The organism is Variovorax sp. P5_A3 (assembly GCF_056400665.1).
In genome coordinates, this window is record NZ_JBFUKW010000001.1 from 218,399 (window position 1) to 234,388 (window position 15,990).

The 15,990-nt window shown below is 65.4% G+C and carries 13 protein-coding genes; 3 read left to right on the forward strand and 10 right to left on the reverse strand.

The genetic code is table 11. The annotated features are described in order from the left end of the window. Positions 1-12: 12 nt before the first annotated feature. The 3 genes from AC1D3B_RS00950 to AC1D3B_RS00960 all read left to right on the forward strand — a co-directional run bounded on the left by AC1D3B_RS00950 (position 13) and on the right by AC1D3B_RS00960 (position 4,620). A complete protein-coding gene (locus tag AC1D3B_RS00950) occupies positions 13-1,083 on the forward strand; it encodes a PLP-dependent cysteine synthase family protein (RefSeq protein WP_478188791.1) in 1,071 nt (356 codons plus the stop codon). A 7-nt stretch (positions 1,084-1,090) separates the two neighbouring features. After that, positions 1,091-2,146 (forward strand): lipocalin-like domain-containing protein, encoded by a 1,056-nt coding sequence (locus AC1D3B_RS00955; protein ID WP_478188995.1) that lies wholly within the window; start codon positions 1,091-1,093, stop codon positions 2,144-2,146. Positions 2,147-2,541: 395 nt separating this feature from the next. Next, complete coding sequence (locus tag AC1D3B_RS00960) at positions 2,542-4,620, forward strand: O-linked N-acetylglucosamine transferase, SPINDLY family protein (RefSeq protein WP_478188792.1); 2,079 nt, start codon at positions 2,542-2,544, stop codon at positions 4,618-4,620. A gap of 9 nt (positions 4,621-4,629) precedes the next feature. Here the strand turns inward: AC1D3B_RS00960 and AC1D3B_RS00965 are convergent, their stop codons facing one another. The 10 genes from AC1D3B_RS00965 to AC1D3B_RS01010 all read right to left on the reverse strand — a co-directional run bounded on the left by AC1D3B_RS00965 (position 4,630) and on the right by AC1D3B_RS01010 (position 15,989). Beyond that, a complete protein-coding gene (locus AC1D3B_RS00965; protein ID WP_478188793.1) occupies positions 4,630-5,619 on the reverse strand; it encodes a branched-chain amino acid ABC transporter permease in 990 nt (329 codons plus the stop codon). 12 nt (positions 5,620-5,631) lie between these two features. Continuing rightward, entirely contained in the window at positions 5,632-6,507 is an 876-nt protein-coding gene (locus AC1D3B_RS00970) for a branched-chain amino acid ABC transporter permease (RefSeq protein ID WP_478188794.1), read from the reverse strand. Between the two features lie 131 nt (positions 6,508-6,638). Continuing rightward, positions 6,639-7,832, reverse strand: coding sequence for an ABC transporter substrate-binding protein (locus AC1D3B_RS00975; RefSeq protein ID WP_478188795.1), 1,194 nt, complete (start codon positions 7,830-7,832; stop codon positions 6,639-6,641). A 135-nt stretch (positions 7,833-7,967) separates the two neighbouring features. Continuing rightward, positions 7,968-9,164, reverse strand: a complete 1,197-nt coding sequence (locus tag AC1D3B_RS00980; protein ID WP_478188796.1) for an ABC transporter substrate-binding protein — start codon at positions 9,162-9,164, stop codon at positions 7,968-7,970. 34 nt (positions 9,165-9,198) lie between these two features. Continuing rightward, positions 9,199-9,909: an ABC transporter ATP-binding protein gene (locus tag AC1D3B_RS00985; RefSeq protein WP_478188797.1), complete on the reverse strand. Its 711-nt coding sequence runs from the start codon at positions 9,907-9,909 to the stop codon at positions 9,199-9,201. Beyond that, a complete protein-coding gene (locus AC1D3B_RS00990) occupies positions 9,909-10,679 on the reverse strand; it encodes an ABC transporter ATP-binding protein (protein WP_478188798.1) in 771 nt (256 codons plus the stop codon). The genes AC1D3B_RS00985 and AC1D3B_RS00990 overlap by 1 nt, the downstream gene beginning before the upstream one ends. 382 nt (positions 10,680-11,061) lie before the next feature. Next, entirely contained in the window at positions 11,062-12,621 is a 1,560-nt protein-coding gene (locus tag AC1D3B_RS00995) for a DHA2 family efflux MFS transporter permease subunit (RefSeq protein ID WP_478188799.1), read from the reverse strand. Between the two features lie 17 nt (positions 12,622-12,638). After that, the gene (locus tag AC1D3B_RS01000) at positions 12,639-13,934 is read right to left on the reverse strand and encodes an EmrA/EmrK family multidrug efflux transporter periplasmic adaptor subunit (protein ID WP_478188800.1); all 1,296 of its coding nucleotides are present in this window, start codon (positions 13,932-13,934) and stop codon (positions 12,639-12,641) included. Positions 13,935-13,963: 29 nt separating this feature from the next. After that, the gene (locus tag AC1D3B_RS01005) at positions 13,964-15,463 is read right to left on the reverse strand and encodes an efflux transporter outer membrane subunit (RefSeq protein ID WP_478188801.1); all 1,500 of its coding nucleotides are present in this window, start codon (positions 15,461-15,463) and stop codon (positions 13,964-13,966) included. Then, positions 15,444-15,989: a MarR family winged helix-turn-helix transcriptional regulator gene (locus tag AC1D3B_RS01010; protein WP_478188802.1), complete on the reverse strand. Its 546-nt coding sequence runs from the start codon at positions 15,987-15,989 to the stop codon at positions 15,444-15,446. Before AC1D3B_RS01010 ends, AC1D3B_RS01005 begins: the two co-directional genes overlap by 20 nt. Position 15,990 lies beyond the last annotated feature (1 nt).

Here is a 15,990-nt window from a genome sequence, read left to right on the forward strand (position 1 = left end):
GAGAATGTGCCAATGAATGCCTCCTCCTCTTGCAGCGCCGGCTGGCTCGGCACCGCGATCCTCCGCATCGAGGCCGACTACAGGCGCAGCGCCGACACGCACCTGATACCGCTGCGGCTGCCCGGCTTCGCGTCGGCCGGCATCGACCTCTACCTGAAGGATGAATCGACCCATCCGACCGGCAGTCTCAAGCACCGGCTTGCGCGCTCGCTATTTCTCTACGCGCTCTGCAATGGCTGGGTCCGCGAAGGCACCACCATCGTCGAAGCATCGAGCGGTTCCACCGCAGTGAGCGAAGCGTATTTCGCACGGCTGCTCGGCTTGCCCTTCGTCGCCGTGATGCCACGCAGCACATCGCCGGAGAAGGTGGCGCAGATCGCCTTCCATGGCGGGGAGTGCCACTTCGTCGATCGTGCAGGGGAGGTGTATGAAGAAGCGCGCGCCCTGGCCGAGCGCCGCGGCGGCCACTACATGGACCAGTTCACCTACGCGGAGCGTGCCACCGACTGGCGCGGCAACAACAACATCGCCGAGAGCATGTTCCAGCAGATGACGCGCGAGCGGCATCCGGTGCCGGCGTGGATCGTGGTGGGCGCGGGCACCGGCGGCACCAGCGCGACCATCGGCCGCTACGTGCGCTATTGCTGCCATGACACGCAGGTGTGCGTCGTCGACCCCGAAGGCTCGGTGTTCGCTGCCTATCACGCGAGCGGCGATGCTTCGTCGACAGCACCCGGGTCGCGCATCGAAGGCATCGGACGGCCGCGCGTCGAGCCCAGTTTCGTGCGCACGCTGGTGGATCGGATGATGGAAGTGCCGAACGTCGATTCGATTGCCGCCATGCGTGCGCTTTCGACGCTGCTCGGTCGCAGGGTCGGACCGTCTACCGGTACCAACTTCGTCGGCATGCTGGCGCTCGCCCGCGAGATGCGCGAGGCCGGGAAGCAAGGCTCGATCCTGTCGCTCCTCTGCGATTCGGGGGAACGCTATCTGCCGAGCTACCACGATGCCGCGTGGGTGCAGCAGGCCTTCGGTGATGTCGGCGAAGCTCAGCGGCGGATCGACGCCGCGCTCGGGGAATGACATGAGCATGCGGGCCCATGGCTTGTCGCGACGCGCCGTGCTGTTGTCCGCGCTCGGGGCGCCGGCAGCGTGGGCATTGCCGCCGCGCACCATGCAGTTCCCGCGTGACTTCGGCAGCCATCCCGACTTGCGTACCGAGTGGTGGTACATCACAGGGCATGCGAACGCTGGCGCGCGCGAATTCGGATTCCAGCTCACCTTCTTTCGATCGCGTGTCGAAGCGACGCAGTCGATGCGCTCTGCCTTTGCGGCGAAGCAACTGATCTTCGCGCACGCGGCCATCACCGATCTCGAAGGACGCAAGCTGTGGCACGACCAGCGCATCGCGCGCGCGGGCTTCGGCGTGGCGTCCGCGTCCGAAACCGATACGGATGTTCGCCTTCGTGACTGGACCCTGCGGCGCGATGGTCAAGGCTACGCGGCCCGCCTGCCGGCCGACGGATTCTCGCTAGACCTGCGCTTCAACCCCACGCAGCCGGTGATGCTCCAAGGCAGCGCGGGCCTCTCGCGAAAGGGCCCTGACCCCGATCAGGCCAGCTACTACTACAGCGAGCCCCATCTCGCGGCGAAGGGCAGCCTGAGCCTGCAGGGGCGACGGTTCGACATACAGGGCAGCGCCTGGCTCGATCACGAGTGGAGCGACGCCTACCTGCACCCGGATGCGGCGGGCTGGGACTGGATCGGGATGAATCTGTTCGACGGCAGTGCGTTGATGGCCTTTCGCATACGGCGCCGCGACGGATCGACGTTGTGGACCGGCGGTTCGCTGCGCACCGCCGACGGACATCAGCAGGTGTTCGGGCCGGATGCGTCGCGCTTCGACGCCGAAGGCACATGGACGAGCCCGCGAACCCGGGCGGTGTATCCGACTCGATGGCGCATCCGGACGCCCGCCGGCACGTTTTCCGTGCGCGCCCTGCTCGATGACCAGGAACTCGACAGCCAGGGCTCGACCGGCACCGTGTACTGGGAGGGCTTGAGTGAATTGCTCGATGAGAGCGGCAAGGCGGTGGGGCGCGGGTATCTCGAACTCACCGGCTACGCGCAGCCGTTGCGGCTCTGAATGTCGGTGAGAGCCTTCGCAGCGTCGCCCCCGGGGCGACGCTGCGGGCAGGCTTGCGAGGTGCAAGCCGCCGGGCGCTCAGGGCCCGGACTTGTGTGACAGCAAGATATCGATGGTAGGACGGCCGCCCGCCACAAGCCATCAGACTGATCCCAAACCGTCGCTTCTTCTCCTCTCGAAGAGGGAGCTTTGCACGCATCCGAAGGCTCCGTAGCGAGGCCAACGGCAAGGCGATCCCGCCAATTCGTCGGAATTGCGAGGAAACCGCCTCGCGTGCCAGAGTGCGTTCTCGATAGGTCCCGGGAAGCTACCCGTTTCCGCTGACGAGCCCTGAATCGGATCAGAACAAGACGTCGGGTCACTAGACTGCGCAAGGCCTTCGCCTCTGGAAGCCCATGAAAAGAGTCCGCTCCGCCAAGCCCCATCCGCTGCTCTCCCGATTCGCGGCGGCTTCGAATCAGGCAACGCCTGCCGTCCTGTATGCGCAGGCCTTGGCGCTGTACCGACAGAACAAGCTGGATGCGGCATCTGCACTTTGTCGAGACAAGCTCCTGCCGCAAGCGCCCGCTCATCGGGATGGCCTGTCGCTGCTGGGTACGATCTGCTTCCTGCGGGGGGACATGGAGGGCTCCGAACGCCACCTCCAGGCGGCCGTTGCGGCCGGCGCGGGCGCCGAATCTCATACCAATCTCGGAATGACGCTGAACGCGCTGCACCGGTCCGACGAAGCCGAAGCGGCCTACCGACGTGCCGTGGCCCTGGACATTCGACAGGCCAAGGCCTGGAACAACCTGGGCAACCTCCTGGCGCGCAGCTTCCGGGCCGAGCGACGGGACGAGGCCATCAACTGCTACCGGCAGGCCCTGGCCGCGCAGCCCGACTACGCCAATGCCCACACCAACCTGGGCTTCGAACTGGAGAACCGCAAGGATTTCGAAGCGGCCGAGCAAAGCTATCGAGAGGCCTTGCGACTCGACCCTCGATTCCTGCCGGCGATCGGCAACCTGGCCGACTTGCTCAAGCGCCAGCACCGGCCCGAGGAAGCGCTGCGGTACTACCGGGAGGCCATCGCCTTGCAGCCGCAAAGTCCTCAATTCACAGGGAATGCACTGGGCTTGCGTCGAACTTTGGCGGACTGGGATGCCGAGGACCGGCCGAGGGTCCAGGACCTGATCGCAGCGCTGGAAACGGATCAGTCCAGCAAGCTCGCCCCCTTGTACCTGCTCGCCTTGCCGGAATGCAGTGCCGGATTGCAGCGCGACGCAGCGCTGCGCTTCGCACGGCAGCAATGGGCCTGGGCCCTGGCACAGCCGCCACTGGTTGGCGCCGCCTCGCCGCGCGAAGGCGCACTGCGCATCGGCTACCTGTCTGCCGATTTCCGCAACCATCCGGTGGCGCATCTCGTGACCGAGGTGATCGCGTCCCATGACCGGACGCAATCCGAGGTGTTTCTCTACGCCTACGGCCCGCAGATCGACGACGCGCCGCGCCGTGCGTTGCAGGAGGCCGCGGACCACTTCACGGACATTGGCGCCATCGATGACGTCGACGCCGCGCGGCGCATCCGTGATGACGGCATCGACGTGCTGGTCGACCTCACCGGCTACACCACCCATGCGCGACTCGGCATCACCGCCCTTCGGCCTGCCCCCGTGATCGCCTCATGGATCGGCTACATCGGCAGCCTGGGCGAGCCGCGCCTGGCCGACTACGTGATCGGCGATGCCATCGCCACGCCGCCCGCCCTGGCGCACCACTTCAGCGAAGCATTGGCCCTGATGCCCGAGTGCTATCAGCCCAACGGCGCGCTGACGCCCCTGGCGGCCCCGCCGACGCGCTCCGACGAAGGCCTGCCCGACGATGCATTGGTGTTCTGCAGCTTCAACCAGGTGTTCAAGCTCACCCCACAGCTATGGGACGATTGGTGCCACATACTGCAGGCGGTACCGCGCAGCGTGCTGTGGCTGGCGCCTCCCGGCTCCGAGACGGCGATCCGGAACCTGCGCGATGAGACCATCCGGCGCGGCGTTGCGCCGGATCGCCTGGTCTTCGCCCAACGCCGGCCGCTGCCCGCGCATCAGGCCCGGATCGCGCTGGCAGATATCGCGCTCGATACCTATCCGTACAACTCCGGCACCACGGCCAGCGACGTTCTGCGCGCGGGCGTGCCGCTGGTCACGCGCACGGGCGGCACCTTCGTGAGCCGCATGGCGGCCAGCCTGCTACATACGGTGGGATTGCCCGAACTGGTGACCACGGACAGCGCCAGCTACACGCAACTGGCGATTGCCCTGGCGCAGGACGCGCCGCGTCGCCACGCCCTGCGTGCCACGCTGGCCGAACGCGTGCCGGCTTCATCCTTGTTCCAGCCCCGGCGCTTTGCGCGGCACCTTGACGCCATCTTGCGCGCCATGCATCAGCAGGCCCTGCAAGGGCGGCGTGAAACCATCGTCCTGCCCATCGACGCCCGCTGAAAGCTCCGCTCAGCCCTTCGCCACCCCGCGCCTGCGGTCGATGAAGGCGATGATCTCGCCCATGATCCCGCGCCGGAACGCCAGCACGCAGATCACGAAGATCAGACCGGTGACCATCGTGACGGATTCGCCCAGCGTGTTGAACCAGTCGATGGTGGTGATGCGTGCCAGCAGGTGGCCAAGCTCGCCGATCTTGTTCTCGAGCAACACCACCACGGCCGAGCCCACGAGCGGACCGGACAGCGTGCCGAGACCGCCCACCAGCGTCATCAGGATGACTTGGCCCGAGGCGCTCCAGTGCACGTCGGACAGCGTGGCAAAGCCCAGCACCAGCGTCTTGAGCGAACCGGCGAGGCCCGACAGTGCCGCCGAGATCACGAAGGCCAGCAGCTTGAATCGGCTCACGTCGTAACCCAGCGAGAGCGCGCGCGGCTCGTTTTCCTTGATGCCCTTCAACACCTGCCCGAAGGGCGAGTGGATGGTGCGCACGATCAGCAGGAAGGCAGCCACCACGATCACGAGCGTCACGTAGTACATCGTGAGGTCGCTCTGCAGATCGATCACACCGAACAGCTTGCCGCGCGGTACGCCCTGGAGGCCGTCCTCCCCGCCGGTGAACTTGGCCTGCAGCGCGACGAAGAACACCATCTGCGCGAGCGCCAGCGTGATCATCGCGAAGTAGATGCCCTGCCGACGGATCGCCAGCACACCGAAGAGCCAGCCGAGCAGCGCGCCGGTGACCGTGCCTGCAATGAGCCCGAGTTCGGGCGTCAGGCCCCACACCTTCATCGCATGGCCAGCGACGTAGGCCGACCCGCCGAGAAAGGCCGCATGGCCGAAGGACAGAAGTCCGGTGTAGCCCAGCAGCAGGTTGAAAGCCGATGCGAAGAGCGCGAAGCACATGAGCTTCATCACGAACACGGGATAGGCCCCGGCGAACGGCGCCACGATCAGCGCGACGAGCAGCAGCAGGTAGATGACAAGAGAAAGTTTCTTCATGCGGCTGCCGTCTTATTTTTCTTTGCCGAACAGGCCGGCGGGACGAATCAACAGCACGATGACCATGATCACGAACACCACGGTGGAGGAAGCCTCCGGATAGAACACCTTGGTCAGCCCCTCGATCACGCCGAGCCCGAGCCCTGTGAGGATGGCGCCCATGATCGAGCCCATGCCGCCGATCACGACCACCGCGAACACCACGATGATGAGGTTCTGCCCCATCAGCGGCGAGATCTGGATCACCGGCGCGGCGAGCACGCCGGCGAACGCCGCGAGCGCGACGCCGAAGCCGTAGGTCAGCGTGATCATCAGGGGCACGTTGACGCCGAAGGCCTCCACCAGCCGCGGGTTCTCGGTGCCGGCACGCAGGTAGGCGCCGAGCCGCGTCTTCTCGATGACGAACCAGGTCGCGAAGCAGACGACGAGCGAAGCAACGACCACCCAGGCACGGTAGTTGGGCAGGATCATGAAGCCGAGATCGGTCGCACTCTCCAGCGCGTCCGGCGTGTCGTAGGCCAGGCCGGAGACACCGTAGATGGAACGGAACACGCCTTCGATGAGCAACGTCAGGCCGAGCGTGAGCAGAAGGCCGTAGAGGTGGTCCAGCTTGTAGATCCAGCGCAGCAGCAGGCGCTCGATGATCACGCCGAAGAGCCCCACGATGATCGGCGCCACCACCAGCATCACCCAGTAGTTGACGTTGAAATAGTTCATCGCCATCCAGGTGGACACGGCGCCCAGCATGAACAGCGCGCCGTGCGCGAAGTTGATGACGTTGAGCAGCCCGAAGATCACCGCGAGCCCAAGGCTCAGGATGGCATAGAACGACCCGTTGACCAGCCCCAACAGAAGCTGGCTCAACAAGGCAGGAAGAGAAATGTTCATGGACGTCTTAACAACCGGGAGCGACCTTCTTCACCAGAGGGCCGCCGCGCCCGGCCGCTCGAAGCGGCCGGCCCGCCCCCGGCAGGGGGTTGGCGTAGCGACACGCAGTGCGCGCAGCCTGGGGGCGAGCGTTACTTCCATACGGCGCATTTGCTTTCGGCCTTGGTCGTGAAGACTTCCTCGCCGGGCAGCTTGGCAACGACTTTGTAGTAGTCCCACGGCTGCGTCGACTCGGACGGCGACTTGACCTGCATCAGGTACATGTCGTGTACGAAGCGGCCGTCCGGGCGGATGTTGCCCTTGGCGTAGAAGTCGTTGATCGGCATCTTCTTGAGTTCGGCCATCACCTTATCGGCATCGGTGGTCTTCGCAGCCTGCACGGCCTTCAGGTAGGTCATGGTGGCCGAGTAGTCGGCGGCCTGGATGTCGGTCGGCATGCGCTTGGTCTTGTCGAAGAACTTCTTGCCGAAGGCGCGTGTCTGCTCGTTGAGGTTCCAGTCCCAGCTGGTGGTGAGCAGCAGGCCTTCGGTGTTCTTCAGACCCAGGCTGTGGATGTCGGTGATGAACACCAGCAGGCCCGCCATCTTCATGGTCTTGGTGATGCCGAATTCCTTCGCGGCCTTGATCGCATTGATGGTGTCGCCGCCCGCGTTGGCCAGGCCGAGAATCTGCGCCTTGGAGTTCTGCGCCTGCAGCAGGAAGGATGAGAAGTCCGATGCGTTGAGCGGATGCTTGACGCCGCCGACCACTGTGCCGCCCTTTTCCTTGACGACCTTGGCGGTGTCAGCTTCGAGCGCGGCGCCGAAGGCATAGTCCGCAGTCAGGAAGTACCAGCTCTTGCCGCCGCTGGCCACCACCGCGCCGCCGGTGCCCTTGGCGAGCGCCACGGTGTCGTAAGCGTAGTGAACCGTGTACGGGCTGCATTGCTCGTTGGTGAGCGCCGAGCTGCCGGCACCGTTGACGACGAAGACACGCTTCTTCTCCTGCGCCACCTTTGCCATGGCCAGGCCGGTGCCGGAGTTCGTGCCACCGAACAGCATCGTGAGGTTGTCGGTGTCGATCCACTCGCGCGCCTTGGACGCCGCGATGTCCGCCTTGTTCTGGTGGTCGGCCGTGAGCAGCTCGATCGGCAGGCCGTTCACCTTGCCGCCGAAGTCATCGATCGCCATCTGGATCGCGGTCGCGCCGAACTTGCCTTCGACGTCGGCATAGAGGCTCGACATGTCGGTGATGAAGCCGATCTTGACCTTTTCCTGGGCCTGCACGGCGCCGGTCGCGAACGCGACGGCAAGGGAAACGGCGGTAAGTGCGATTGTCTTTTTCATGGTTATCTCAGATTGGTAGGGGAACGTTTCTATCTAGTCGGGGGGCCGCCGCGCCCGGCCGCCCGAAGCGGCCGGCCCGCCCCCGGCAGGGGGTAGGCGAAGCGACACGCAGTGCGCGCAGCCTGGGGGCGAGCCCTATTTCCAAAGAGCGCACTTGGAATCGGCCTTCGTGGTGAAGACCTGGTCGCCCGGCAGCTTGGCGTTCACCTTGAGGTAGTCCCAAGGTTGCTTGGATTCCGCGGGCGACTTCACTTCGACCAGGTACATGTCGTGCACGTAGCGGCCATCGGCGCGGATCTGGCCCTTGCCGTAGAAGTCGTCGAGCTTCATGCTCTTGAGTTGGGCCATCACCTTGTCGGCGTCGGTGGTCTTGGCGGCCTGCACGGCCTTCAGGTAGGTCATGGTGGCCGAGTAGTCGGCGGCCTGAACGTCGGTCGGCATGCGCTTGGTCTTGTCGAAGAAGCGCTTGGCGAACTTGCGCGTGTCGTCGTTCAGGTCCCAGTACCAGCTCGTGGTGTGCAGCAGGCCTTCGGTATTCTTGAGGCCGAGGCTGTGCACGTCGCTCAGGAAGATCAGCAGGCCTGCCGTCTTCATGGTCTTGCCGATGCCGAATTCCTTCGCGGCCTTGATCGAGTTGATGGTGTCGCCGCCCGCGTTCGCGAGGCCGAGGATCTGCGCCTTCGAGTTCTGCGCCTGCAGCAGGAAGGACGAGAAATCCGATGCATTGAGCGGATGGCGCACCGCCCCGACCACCGTGCCGCCCTTGGCCTTCACGACCGCCGCGGTGTCGGCTTCGAGCGCGTGGCCGAAGGCGTAGTCGGCCGTCAGGAAGAACCAGCTCTTGCCGCCCCGTTCGACTACCGCGCCGCCGGTGCCCTTCGCCAGTGCCACCGTGTCATAGGCGTAGTGCACGGTGTAGGGGCTGCACTGCTCGTTGGTCAGGGCGGAAGTCGCCGCGCCGTTGTTGAAATAGACGCGCTTCTTCTCCTGCGCCACCTTGGCCGTCGCGAGCGCGGTTCCGGAATTCGTGCCGCCGAAGACCATCGTCACACCCTCGGTGTCGATCCATTCGCGCGCCTTCGATGCCGCGATGTCCGCTTTGTTCTGGTGGTCGGCGGTCAGGAGTTCGATGGGCTGACCCAGCACCTTGCCACCGAAGTCGTCGATCGCCATCTGGATGGCGAGCGCGCCATTCTTGCCTTCGACGTCGGCGTAGAGGCTGGACATGTCGGTGACGAAGCCGATCTTCACTTTCTCCTGCGCGTGCGCCGCACCCGAAGCGAGTGCCAGGGCGGCGACGGCCAGTGTCAAGGCGGTGAGTTGGTTCTTCATGGGGAACTCCATTCCAACGAAGGGGTTGAGAAAATCAAACGCCGAGCAGTTCGTTGAGCACCGGCATCTTGGCGTCGAGTTCGGCGGCAGCGAACTTCTCGACGATGCGACCGTGCTCCATCACGTAGAAGCGGTCGGCCAGCGGTGCGGCGAAGCGAAAGTTCTGCTCGACCATGACCACCGTGTAGCCCTTGCCGCGCAGCGTGTGGATCATGCGGGCGAGCGCCTGCACGATCACCGGCGCAAGCCCTTCGGAAATCTCGTCGAGCAACAGGAGCTTCGCGCCAGTGCGCAGGATGCGCGCGACCGCCAGCATCTGCTGCTCGCCGCCCGACAGTCGGGTGCCCTGGCTGTGGCGGCGCTCGGCCAGGTTGGGAAACATCGCGTAGATCTCGTCCACCGACATGCCCTGCCCCGCGCCTTTCAGGGCTGGCGGCAGCAGCAGGTTCTCTTCGCACGAGAGGCTGGCGAAGATGCCGCGCTCTTCCGGGCAATAGCCGATGCCCTGGTGGGCGATGCGGTGCGTGGCCATGCCGATGGTTTCGGTGCCATTGACCTTGATGCTGCCCTTGCGGGCGCCCGTGAGGCCCAGGACGGCGCGCATCGTCGTGGTGCGTCCGGCGCCGTTGCGGCCCAGCAGCGTGACGACTTCGCCGGGCTGCACGACCATGTCGACGCCGTGCAGGACGTGCGACTCGCCGTACCAAGCCTGCAGTCCCTTGATTTCAAGTGCGGGGGTCGCCATCAGTGGGCCCCCTGCAATTGGCCGTCGGTGGTGCCCATGTAGGCTTCCATGACCTGCGGATTCTTGGAGACTTCGGCGTAGGGCCCCTCCGCCAGGACGGCGCCGCGCTGCAGCACCGTGATGGTGTCGGCGATGGTCGAGACCACGCTCATGTTGTGCTCCACCATCAGGATGGTACGACCGGCGGACACGCGCTTGATGAGATCGGCCACGCGATGCACGTCTTCGTGGCCCATGCCTTGCGTGGGCTCGTCGAGCAGCATCAGTTCGGGCTCCATGGCCAGCGTGGTCGCGATTTCCAGCGCGCGCTTGCGGCCGTAGGGCAGGTTCACCGTCAGTTCGTCCGCCAGGTCTTCGAGCCCCACTTCGGCCAGCAATGCGCGGGCCCGATCATTCAGCGGCGTGAGCGACTTTTCGCTCTTCCAGAAGTGGTAGGAAGTGCCGAGCGCTCGCTGCAGGCCCAGGCGCACGTTTTCCAGCAACGTGAGGTGCGGAAACACCGCGGAGATCTGGAACGATCGGATGATCCCGCGCCGCGCGATCTGCGCCGGACGTTCGTTGGTGATGTCCTGTCCGTTGAACAGGATGGTCCCGGAGGTTGGCTCGAGGAATTTCGTCAGCAGGTTGAAGCAGGTCGTCTTGCCGGCGCCGTTCGGGCCGATCAGCGCGTGAATCGAACCCCGGACGACCGAAAGATTGACGTTGCTGACCGCGGTGAAGCCCTTGAATTCCTTGGTGAGCTGGCGTGTTTCGAGAATGATGTCGCTCATCTCGCGCGGTCGCCCGTGTGCTGGCAGGAAAAATCAGTCATGCAGTCCATCTGTGCGCACCACCATGGTTGCGCCGACCGCATTGTTTGCAGCGCCGCAAAAACTTGCCTACTGGGGCAAATGCTTACCTGGCTCGCCCCCAGGCTTGCGCACTTCGTGTCGCAGCGCCTCCCCCCGACCGGGGGCAACACCAGCGGCCCGGCAAAGCCGGTTCCGCGGTGTTTCACGAACGAGCTTCGCTGCGCTTGCCCTGAGTGTGTTTCGGCACGCTTTGCCCCCGCGTTGCGTGGGTTGCCGTGGAACCGGCTCTGCCGGGCCGCAGGCAGCGCCCCCTGCAAGGGGGTGGAGAGCGACACGAAGTGCGCGAGCCTGGGGGTGGGCTCTAATGCGCCCCGGCGGCGGCGTCGGCGGAGGCGGGGCCGCGGGTGGGTTTGGCGAGCCAGACCAAGGGGATGAGGACCAGGAACAGGATGGCGGAGCCGTAGAACACGTCGCCGGACGCGAGCATGAACGCCTGCTGGTCGACCATGCGATTGAGCTGGCCGAGCACCTGTTCGGGACTGAATCCGCTGCTTCCGAGGCCAGCCATGGCGCTGCTGGCGGCTCCGCTGCTCTGGGTGACCGACTCGACCAGCTGCGCGTGGTGCAGCGCCGCCCTGTTCTCCCACACGGTGGTGGCGGTCGAGGTTCCGATCGCGCCTGCGGTGATCCGCAGGAAGTTCGACAGGCCCGACGCCGCCGGGATCCGATCAGGCGTAAGGCCCGACAAGGTGATCGTCACCAGTGGGATGAAGAAAAACGCCATGGCCACGCCCTGGATGATCGTCGGGATCATGATGGTCCAGAAATCGGCCTGCGTGTTGAAGTTCGACCGCATCCACAGCACCAGCGCGAACACGAGGAACGAGAAGGTCGCATAGCGGCGCGGATCGACCTTGGCCACGGTCAGGCCGACGATCGGCGAGAAGAAGATCGCCAGCAGGCCGACGGGCGCCATGATCATGCCGGCCTGCGTTGCCGTGTAGCCCATGAATTGCTGCAGCCACAGCGGCAGGATGACCACGTTGCCGAAGAAAAGGCCATAGGCCACCGCCGTCGCAAAGGCGCCCGACCAGAAGTTGCGCCGCTTGAAGAGCGACAGGTCCACCACCGGATGCTTGTCGGTCAGCTCCCAGACCAGGAAAAAGGCGAAGCCGACGCTGGCCAGGATCGCAAGCGTGAGAATCACTGGCGAATGGAACCAGTCGAGCTCCTTGCCCTTGTCGAGCATGAGCTGAAGCGAGCCGACCCACAGGACGAGCAGCGCGAGTCCGATGCCGTCGATCGGCACCTTGCGCGTACCGCTTTCGCGCTTGCGGTAGAGACCCCAGGTGATGGCCGCAGCAAGCAGGCCGACGGGGATGTTGATATAGAAGATCCAGGGCCAGGAGATGTTGTCGGTGATCCAGCCGCCCAACAGCGGCCCCATGACGGGCGCCACCAGCGTGGTCATCGACCACATGGCCATGGCGAGGCCAGCCTTCGCGCGCGGATAGCTCGACAGCAGCAGTGTCTGCGACAGCGGAATCATCGGACCGGCGACGAAGCCCTGCAGCGCTCGGAACGCGATGAGCGTCGTCATGTTTGGCGCCAGGCCGCACAGCCACGAGGTGATGATGAACAGCAGAACGCTGGCCATGAACAGGCGCACCTGGCCGAAACGCTGCGTCAGCCAGCCCGTGAGCGGCACGGCAATCGCATTCGACACCGCGAAACTGGTGATGACCCAGGTGCCCTGGGTCGAACTGACGCCCAGGTCGCCGGCAATGGCCGGCAGCGAGACGTTGGCGATCGACGTGTCGAGCACGTTCATGAAAGTCGCGGCCGAGAGCGCGATCGTGCCCCACAGCCGGGCGGAGCCTTCGAGCGGCGGGAGCGGTTGGGAAACCGGGGCGTTCGACATCGCGCGGGTCCGCTCGATCAGCCGGGTTGAGCCTGCGAGGCGGCCGGGGTGCCGTGATTGTTCGAGTTCGAGGCCGGAGCCTTGCGCGGAACATCGCGACCCATGTTCGCAGCGATGATGCGTTCGACTTCGGCGTCTGCGCCATGGTCGAGCTTGCTGTAGACCTGCGTCTGGACCAGCGCGCTGTCACGGGGTGCGTCGGCGAGCATCTTGCCGCCCTTCTGGCTCACGTCGATCTCGGCATCCATCGAGAGGCCGACGCGCAGCGGATTTGCCTTGAGCTGTTCCGGATCGAGCGCGATGCGCACGGGCACGCGCTGCACCACCTTGATCCAGTTGCCGGTAGCGTTCTGCGCGGGCAACAGCGCGAAGGCCGCGCCGGTGCCGACGCCGAGGCCGGCAACGCGGCCGTCGTACTCGACTTTCTTGCCGTACAGGTCGGCCGTGAGCTTCACGGGCTGGTCGATGCGGATGTTGCGAAGTTGCACTTCCTTGAAGTTGGCATCGACCCACAACTGGTTGAGCGGAACGATCGACATCATCGGCGTGCCGGCGGCCACGCGCTGGCCGAGTTGCACCGTGCGCTTGGCAACGTAGCCTTCGACCGGCGCTGGCATCGCGACGCGCTGCGTGGCGAGATAGGCCTCGCGCACCTTGGCCGCGGCGGCCTGAACGCTCGGGTGCTGTTCCACGCTGGTGCCTTCGGTCAGGGATTGGTTGCTCGCGAGCTGTTCGCGTGCTGCAAGCACACTGGCCTGCGCGGCCGCGAGCGCGCTCTTGGCATTGGCCAGGGCGGTCTCGGAGTGGTTGAGTTCTTCCTTCGACACCGCACCGTTGCCCGACAGCGCCTGCCGGCGCTTGAGGTCATCCTGCGCACGGGCGATATCGCTCTGCGCGCGGACGATGTCAGCCTGGCGCAGCGACACCTGTGCCGCCAGCGACGCATTGTTGACGTAGAGGGTGCGAACCTGGCGCACGGCTTGCGCGAGCGCTGCCTCGGCCTGGTCGAACGACACCTTGGCGTCGGACGGATCGAGCTGAACCAGCGGCTGGCCGGCTTTCACCAGATCGGTGTCGTCCGCCATGATCGCCATCACCGTGCCGCCGATCTGCGGCGTGATCTGGATCACGTTGCCCTGCACGTAAGCGTTGTCTGTCGATTCATAGTGGCTGGCGACCAGCCACTCGTACACGCCCCACCCCGCACCGGCGAGAACGACGATCGATGCGAGTGCGGTCAGTGCACGGCGGCGCTTGTTGTTGGGGGCCGGCGCTTCAGGTGCGACGGGCTCGGCGACGTTATTGTTTTCCATGGCAATGTCTTTCGGCTTCAGGGCGATATTCAGGGGTGTTTGGGCGTGGATTCAGCGGCGGCAGTCGTGTCGGCGGTGGGCTGCCAGCCTCCGCCCAGCGCGCGCGCGAGGGCGACCTGGCTGTCGAGCGCACGTGCCGCAAGATCCACGCCTTCGCGGCGCTGGATCAGCACGGTCGTTTCGGCAGTCAGCACGTCGAGGAAATTGCCGAGACCCGCACTGTAGCGCTGCACAGCGATGTCATACGCCGCTTCTGCAGCATCCTGCGACTCGCGCTGCTGGGCCTGCTGCCGCACGACCGATTGCACGCTCGTGACCTGGTCGGCCACGTCGCGCACTGCGTCGAGCACGGTCGAGTTGTAACTCTCGATTGCGCCGTCCAGATCGGCTTCCTTGCCGCGCAGGTTGGCGCGCAGCCTGCCGCCTTCAAAGATCGGCAAGCGGATGGCAGGACCCACGCCCCACTGCTGGCTGTCCGACTTGAGAAGGTTCCCGTAGCCGATGCTGGAAAAACCGGCGAACGCAACGAGATTGACGTTGGGATAGAACTGGGTCTTCGCGTTGGCGACGTCGCTGGTCGCCGCTTCGACGCGCCAGCGTGCGGCGGCGATATCCGCGCGACGCCCCAGCAGGTCGGCCGGGATGGTCGGCTGAAGCGCGATTGTCTTGAGGCTGTCGAGCGCCGGCGGAACCAGGGCCGCGGTCGCGCCGGGCTGCGCCACCAGCGCGTCGAGTGCATGCTGGGCGATCTCGATCTGCTCGCGGAACGACTCGATCTGCTGGCGTGCCTGGGGAATGGCGCCTTCGCTCTGTTTCGACTGCAGGCGGGTATCAAGGCCGGCGGCTACGCGGTCGCGCACCAGCTTGAAGACTTCTTCCCGCTGGGCGAGCGTGCGCTCGGCGACTGCCAGTTGATCATGCAGGCGCGCCCACTGGACATAGCTCCGTGCGACGTTGCTGGCGAGCAGGATGCGCGCGGCGTCAGCGTCGGCGCTGGCGGCATTGGCAGAACCGATGGCGGCTTCGATCGCGGTGCGGTTCTTGCCGAAGAAGTCGAGTTCCCAACTGCCATTGAGCTGAAGTCCGCCCGTTTCCTGGACCGAACCGCCCAGCGGCGCCGGATAGATGTAGTTGCCGCTGAATTTCTGGCGCGTCAGGTCGAGTTCGCCATTGATCTGGGGCTTGTCGGCGGCTTGTGTAGCGGAGACAGTGGCTTGCGCACGGGCCAGTCGGGCGCGCGCGACTTGCAGGCTGGGATTGCCCTTGATCGCCTGGGCGATCAGCGAATCGAGTTGCGCATTGCCGAACGCAAGCCACCACTGGCTGTCGAGCGTCGGGGCGGCAGCGCTGACGGCCGGAGCGGCCGGCGTGGCCGGCGTGGGTGTAAGGCCCAGCGACGCGGCATCGCGAAGCTTGGCCTGCGAAGGGATGTTGCCCATGTCCGCGCAGCCGGCCAATCCGAGCGCGAGCACCGCGGCCGCCACAGCGGTCGTATGGCGCAATGCGCCTTCAGGAAGAAGTTGAATCATCTTTTTCTCCACGGGCCGACAGGGCCTGTGCGTTATCAAGGATGCGGCGCAAATAGCTCTTGAGTTGCTGCCACTCTTCGTCCGTGAATCCGGCGAGATGCTCGTTCTGCACCCGGCTGAGCACATGGGGCACCTCTTCTGCGGCAGCGCGACCTTCATCGGTGAGTTCGATGTTGACCACGCGCCGATCGGCTACGGAACGCACTCGCCGGCACAAGCCCTTGGCCTCGAGGCGGTCGAGTAGCCGGGTCATGGCACCGGTATCGAGCTGGCATTCGCGGGCCAGTTCAGCGACCGTCGTGGCCTGCCCGATGTGCAGCTTGTGCAATGGAACCCATTGTGGATAGGTCGGGCTGCCCGGCTCGCACATGTGGATTTCAACGGACTGGCCCACCGCGGTCAGGATCCGCCGCATCATGTAGCCAATGCTTTCCTCCGCGCGATAGTTCTCCGCCTTGTAGAAGGCCCTGACTTCCGGCAGCTTGCCTGGCGAAGAAACCGGGGCGGAATGCTTTGGATCAGACATT

What these genes read in the sequence shown, in the direction of transcription:
- AC1D3B_RS00980 (WP_478188796.1), bottom strand. Translation starts at nt 9,164, where the DNA reads ATGAAGAACCAACTCACCGCCTTGACACTGGCCGTCGCCGCCCTGGCA.
- AC1D3B_RS01000 (WP_478188800.1), bottom strand. Translation starts at nt 13,934, where the DNA reads ATGGAAAACAATAACGTCGCCGAGCCCGTCGCACCTGAAGCGCCGGCC.
- AC1D3B_RS00990 (WP_478188798.1), bottom strand. Translation starts at nt 10,679, where the DNA reads ATGAGCGACATCATTCTCGAAACACGCCAGCTCACCAAGGAATTCAAG.
- AC1D3B_RS00955 (WP_478188995.1), top strand. Translation starts at nt 1,091, where the DNA reads ATGCGGGCCCATGGCTTGTCGCGACGCGCCGTGCTGTTGTCCGCGCTC.
- AC1D3B_RS00970 (WP_478188794.1), bottom strand. Translation starts at nt 6,507, where the DNA reads ATGAACATTTCTCTTCCTGCCTTGTTGAGCCAGCTTCTGTTGGGGCTG.
- AC1D3B_RS00985 (WP_478188797.1), bottom strand. Translation starts at nt 9,909, where the DNA reads ATGGCGACCCCCGCACTTGAAATCAAGGGACTGCAGGCTTGGTACGGC.
- AC1D3B_RS00995 (WP_478188799.1), bottom strand. Translation starts at nt 12,621, where the DNA reads ATGTCGAACGCCCCGGTTTCCCAACCGCTCCCGCCGCTCGAAGGCTCC.
- AC1D3B_RS00965 (WP_478188793.1), bottom strand. Translation starts at nt 5,619, where the DNA reads ATGAAGAAACTTTCTCTTGTCATCTACCTGCTGCTGCTCGTCGCGCTG.
- AC1D3B_RS00950 (WP_478188791.1), top strand. Translation starts at nt 13, where the DNA reads ATGAATGCCTCCTCCTCTTGCAGCGCCGGCTGGCTCGGCACCGCGATC.
- AC1D3B_RS01010 (WP_478188802.1), bottom strand. Translation starts at nt 15,989, where the DNA reads ATGTCTGATCCAAAGCATTCCGCCCCGGTTTCTTCGCCAGGCAAGCTG.
- AC1D3B_RS01005 (WP_478188801.1), bottom strand. Translation starts at nt 15,463, where the DNA reads ATGATTCAACTTCTTCCTGAAGGCGCATTGCGCCATACGACCGCTGTG.
- AC1D3B_RS00975 (WP_478188795.1), bottom strand. Translation starts at nt 7,832, where the DNA reads ATGAAAAAGACAATCGCACTTACCGCCGTTTCCCTTGCCGTCGCGTTC.
- AC1D3B_RS00960 (WP_478188792.1), top strand. Translation starts at nt 2,542, where the DNA reads ATGAAAAGAGTCCGCTCCGCCAAGCCCCATCCGCTGCTCTCCCGATTC.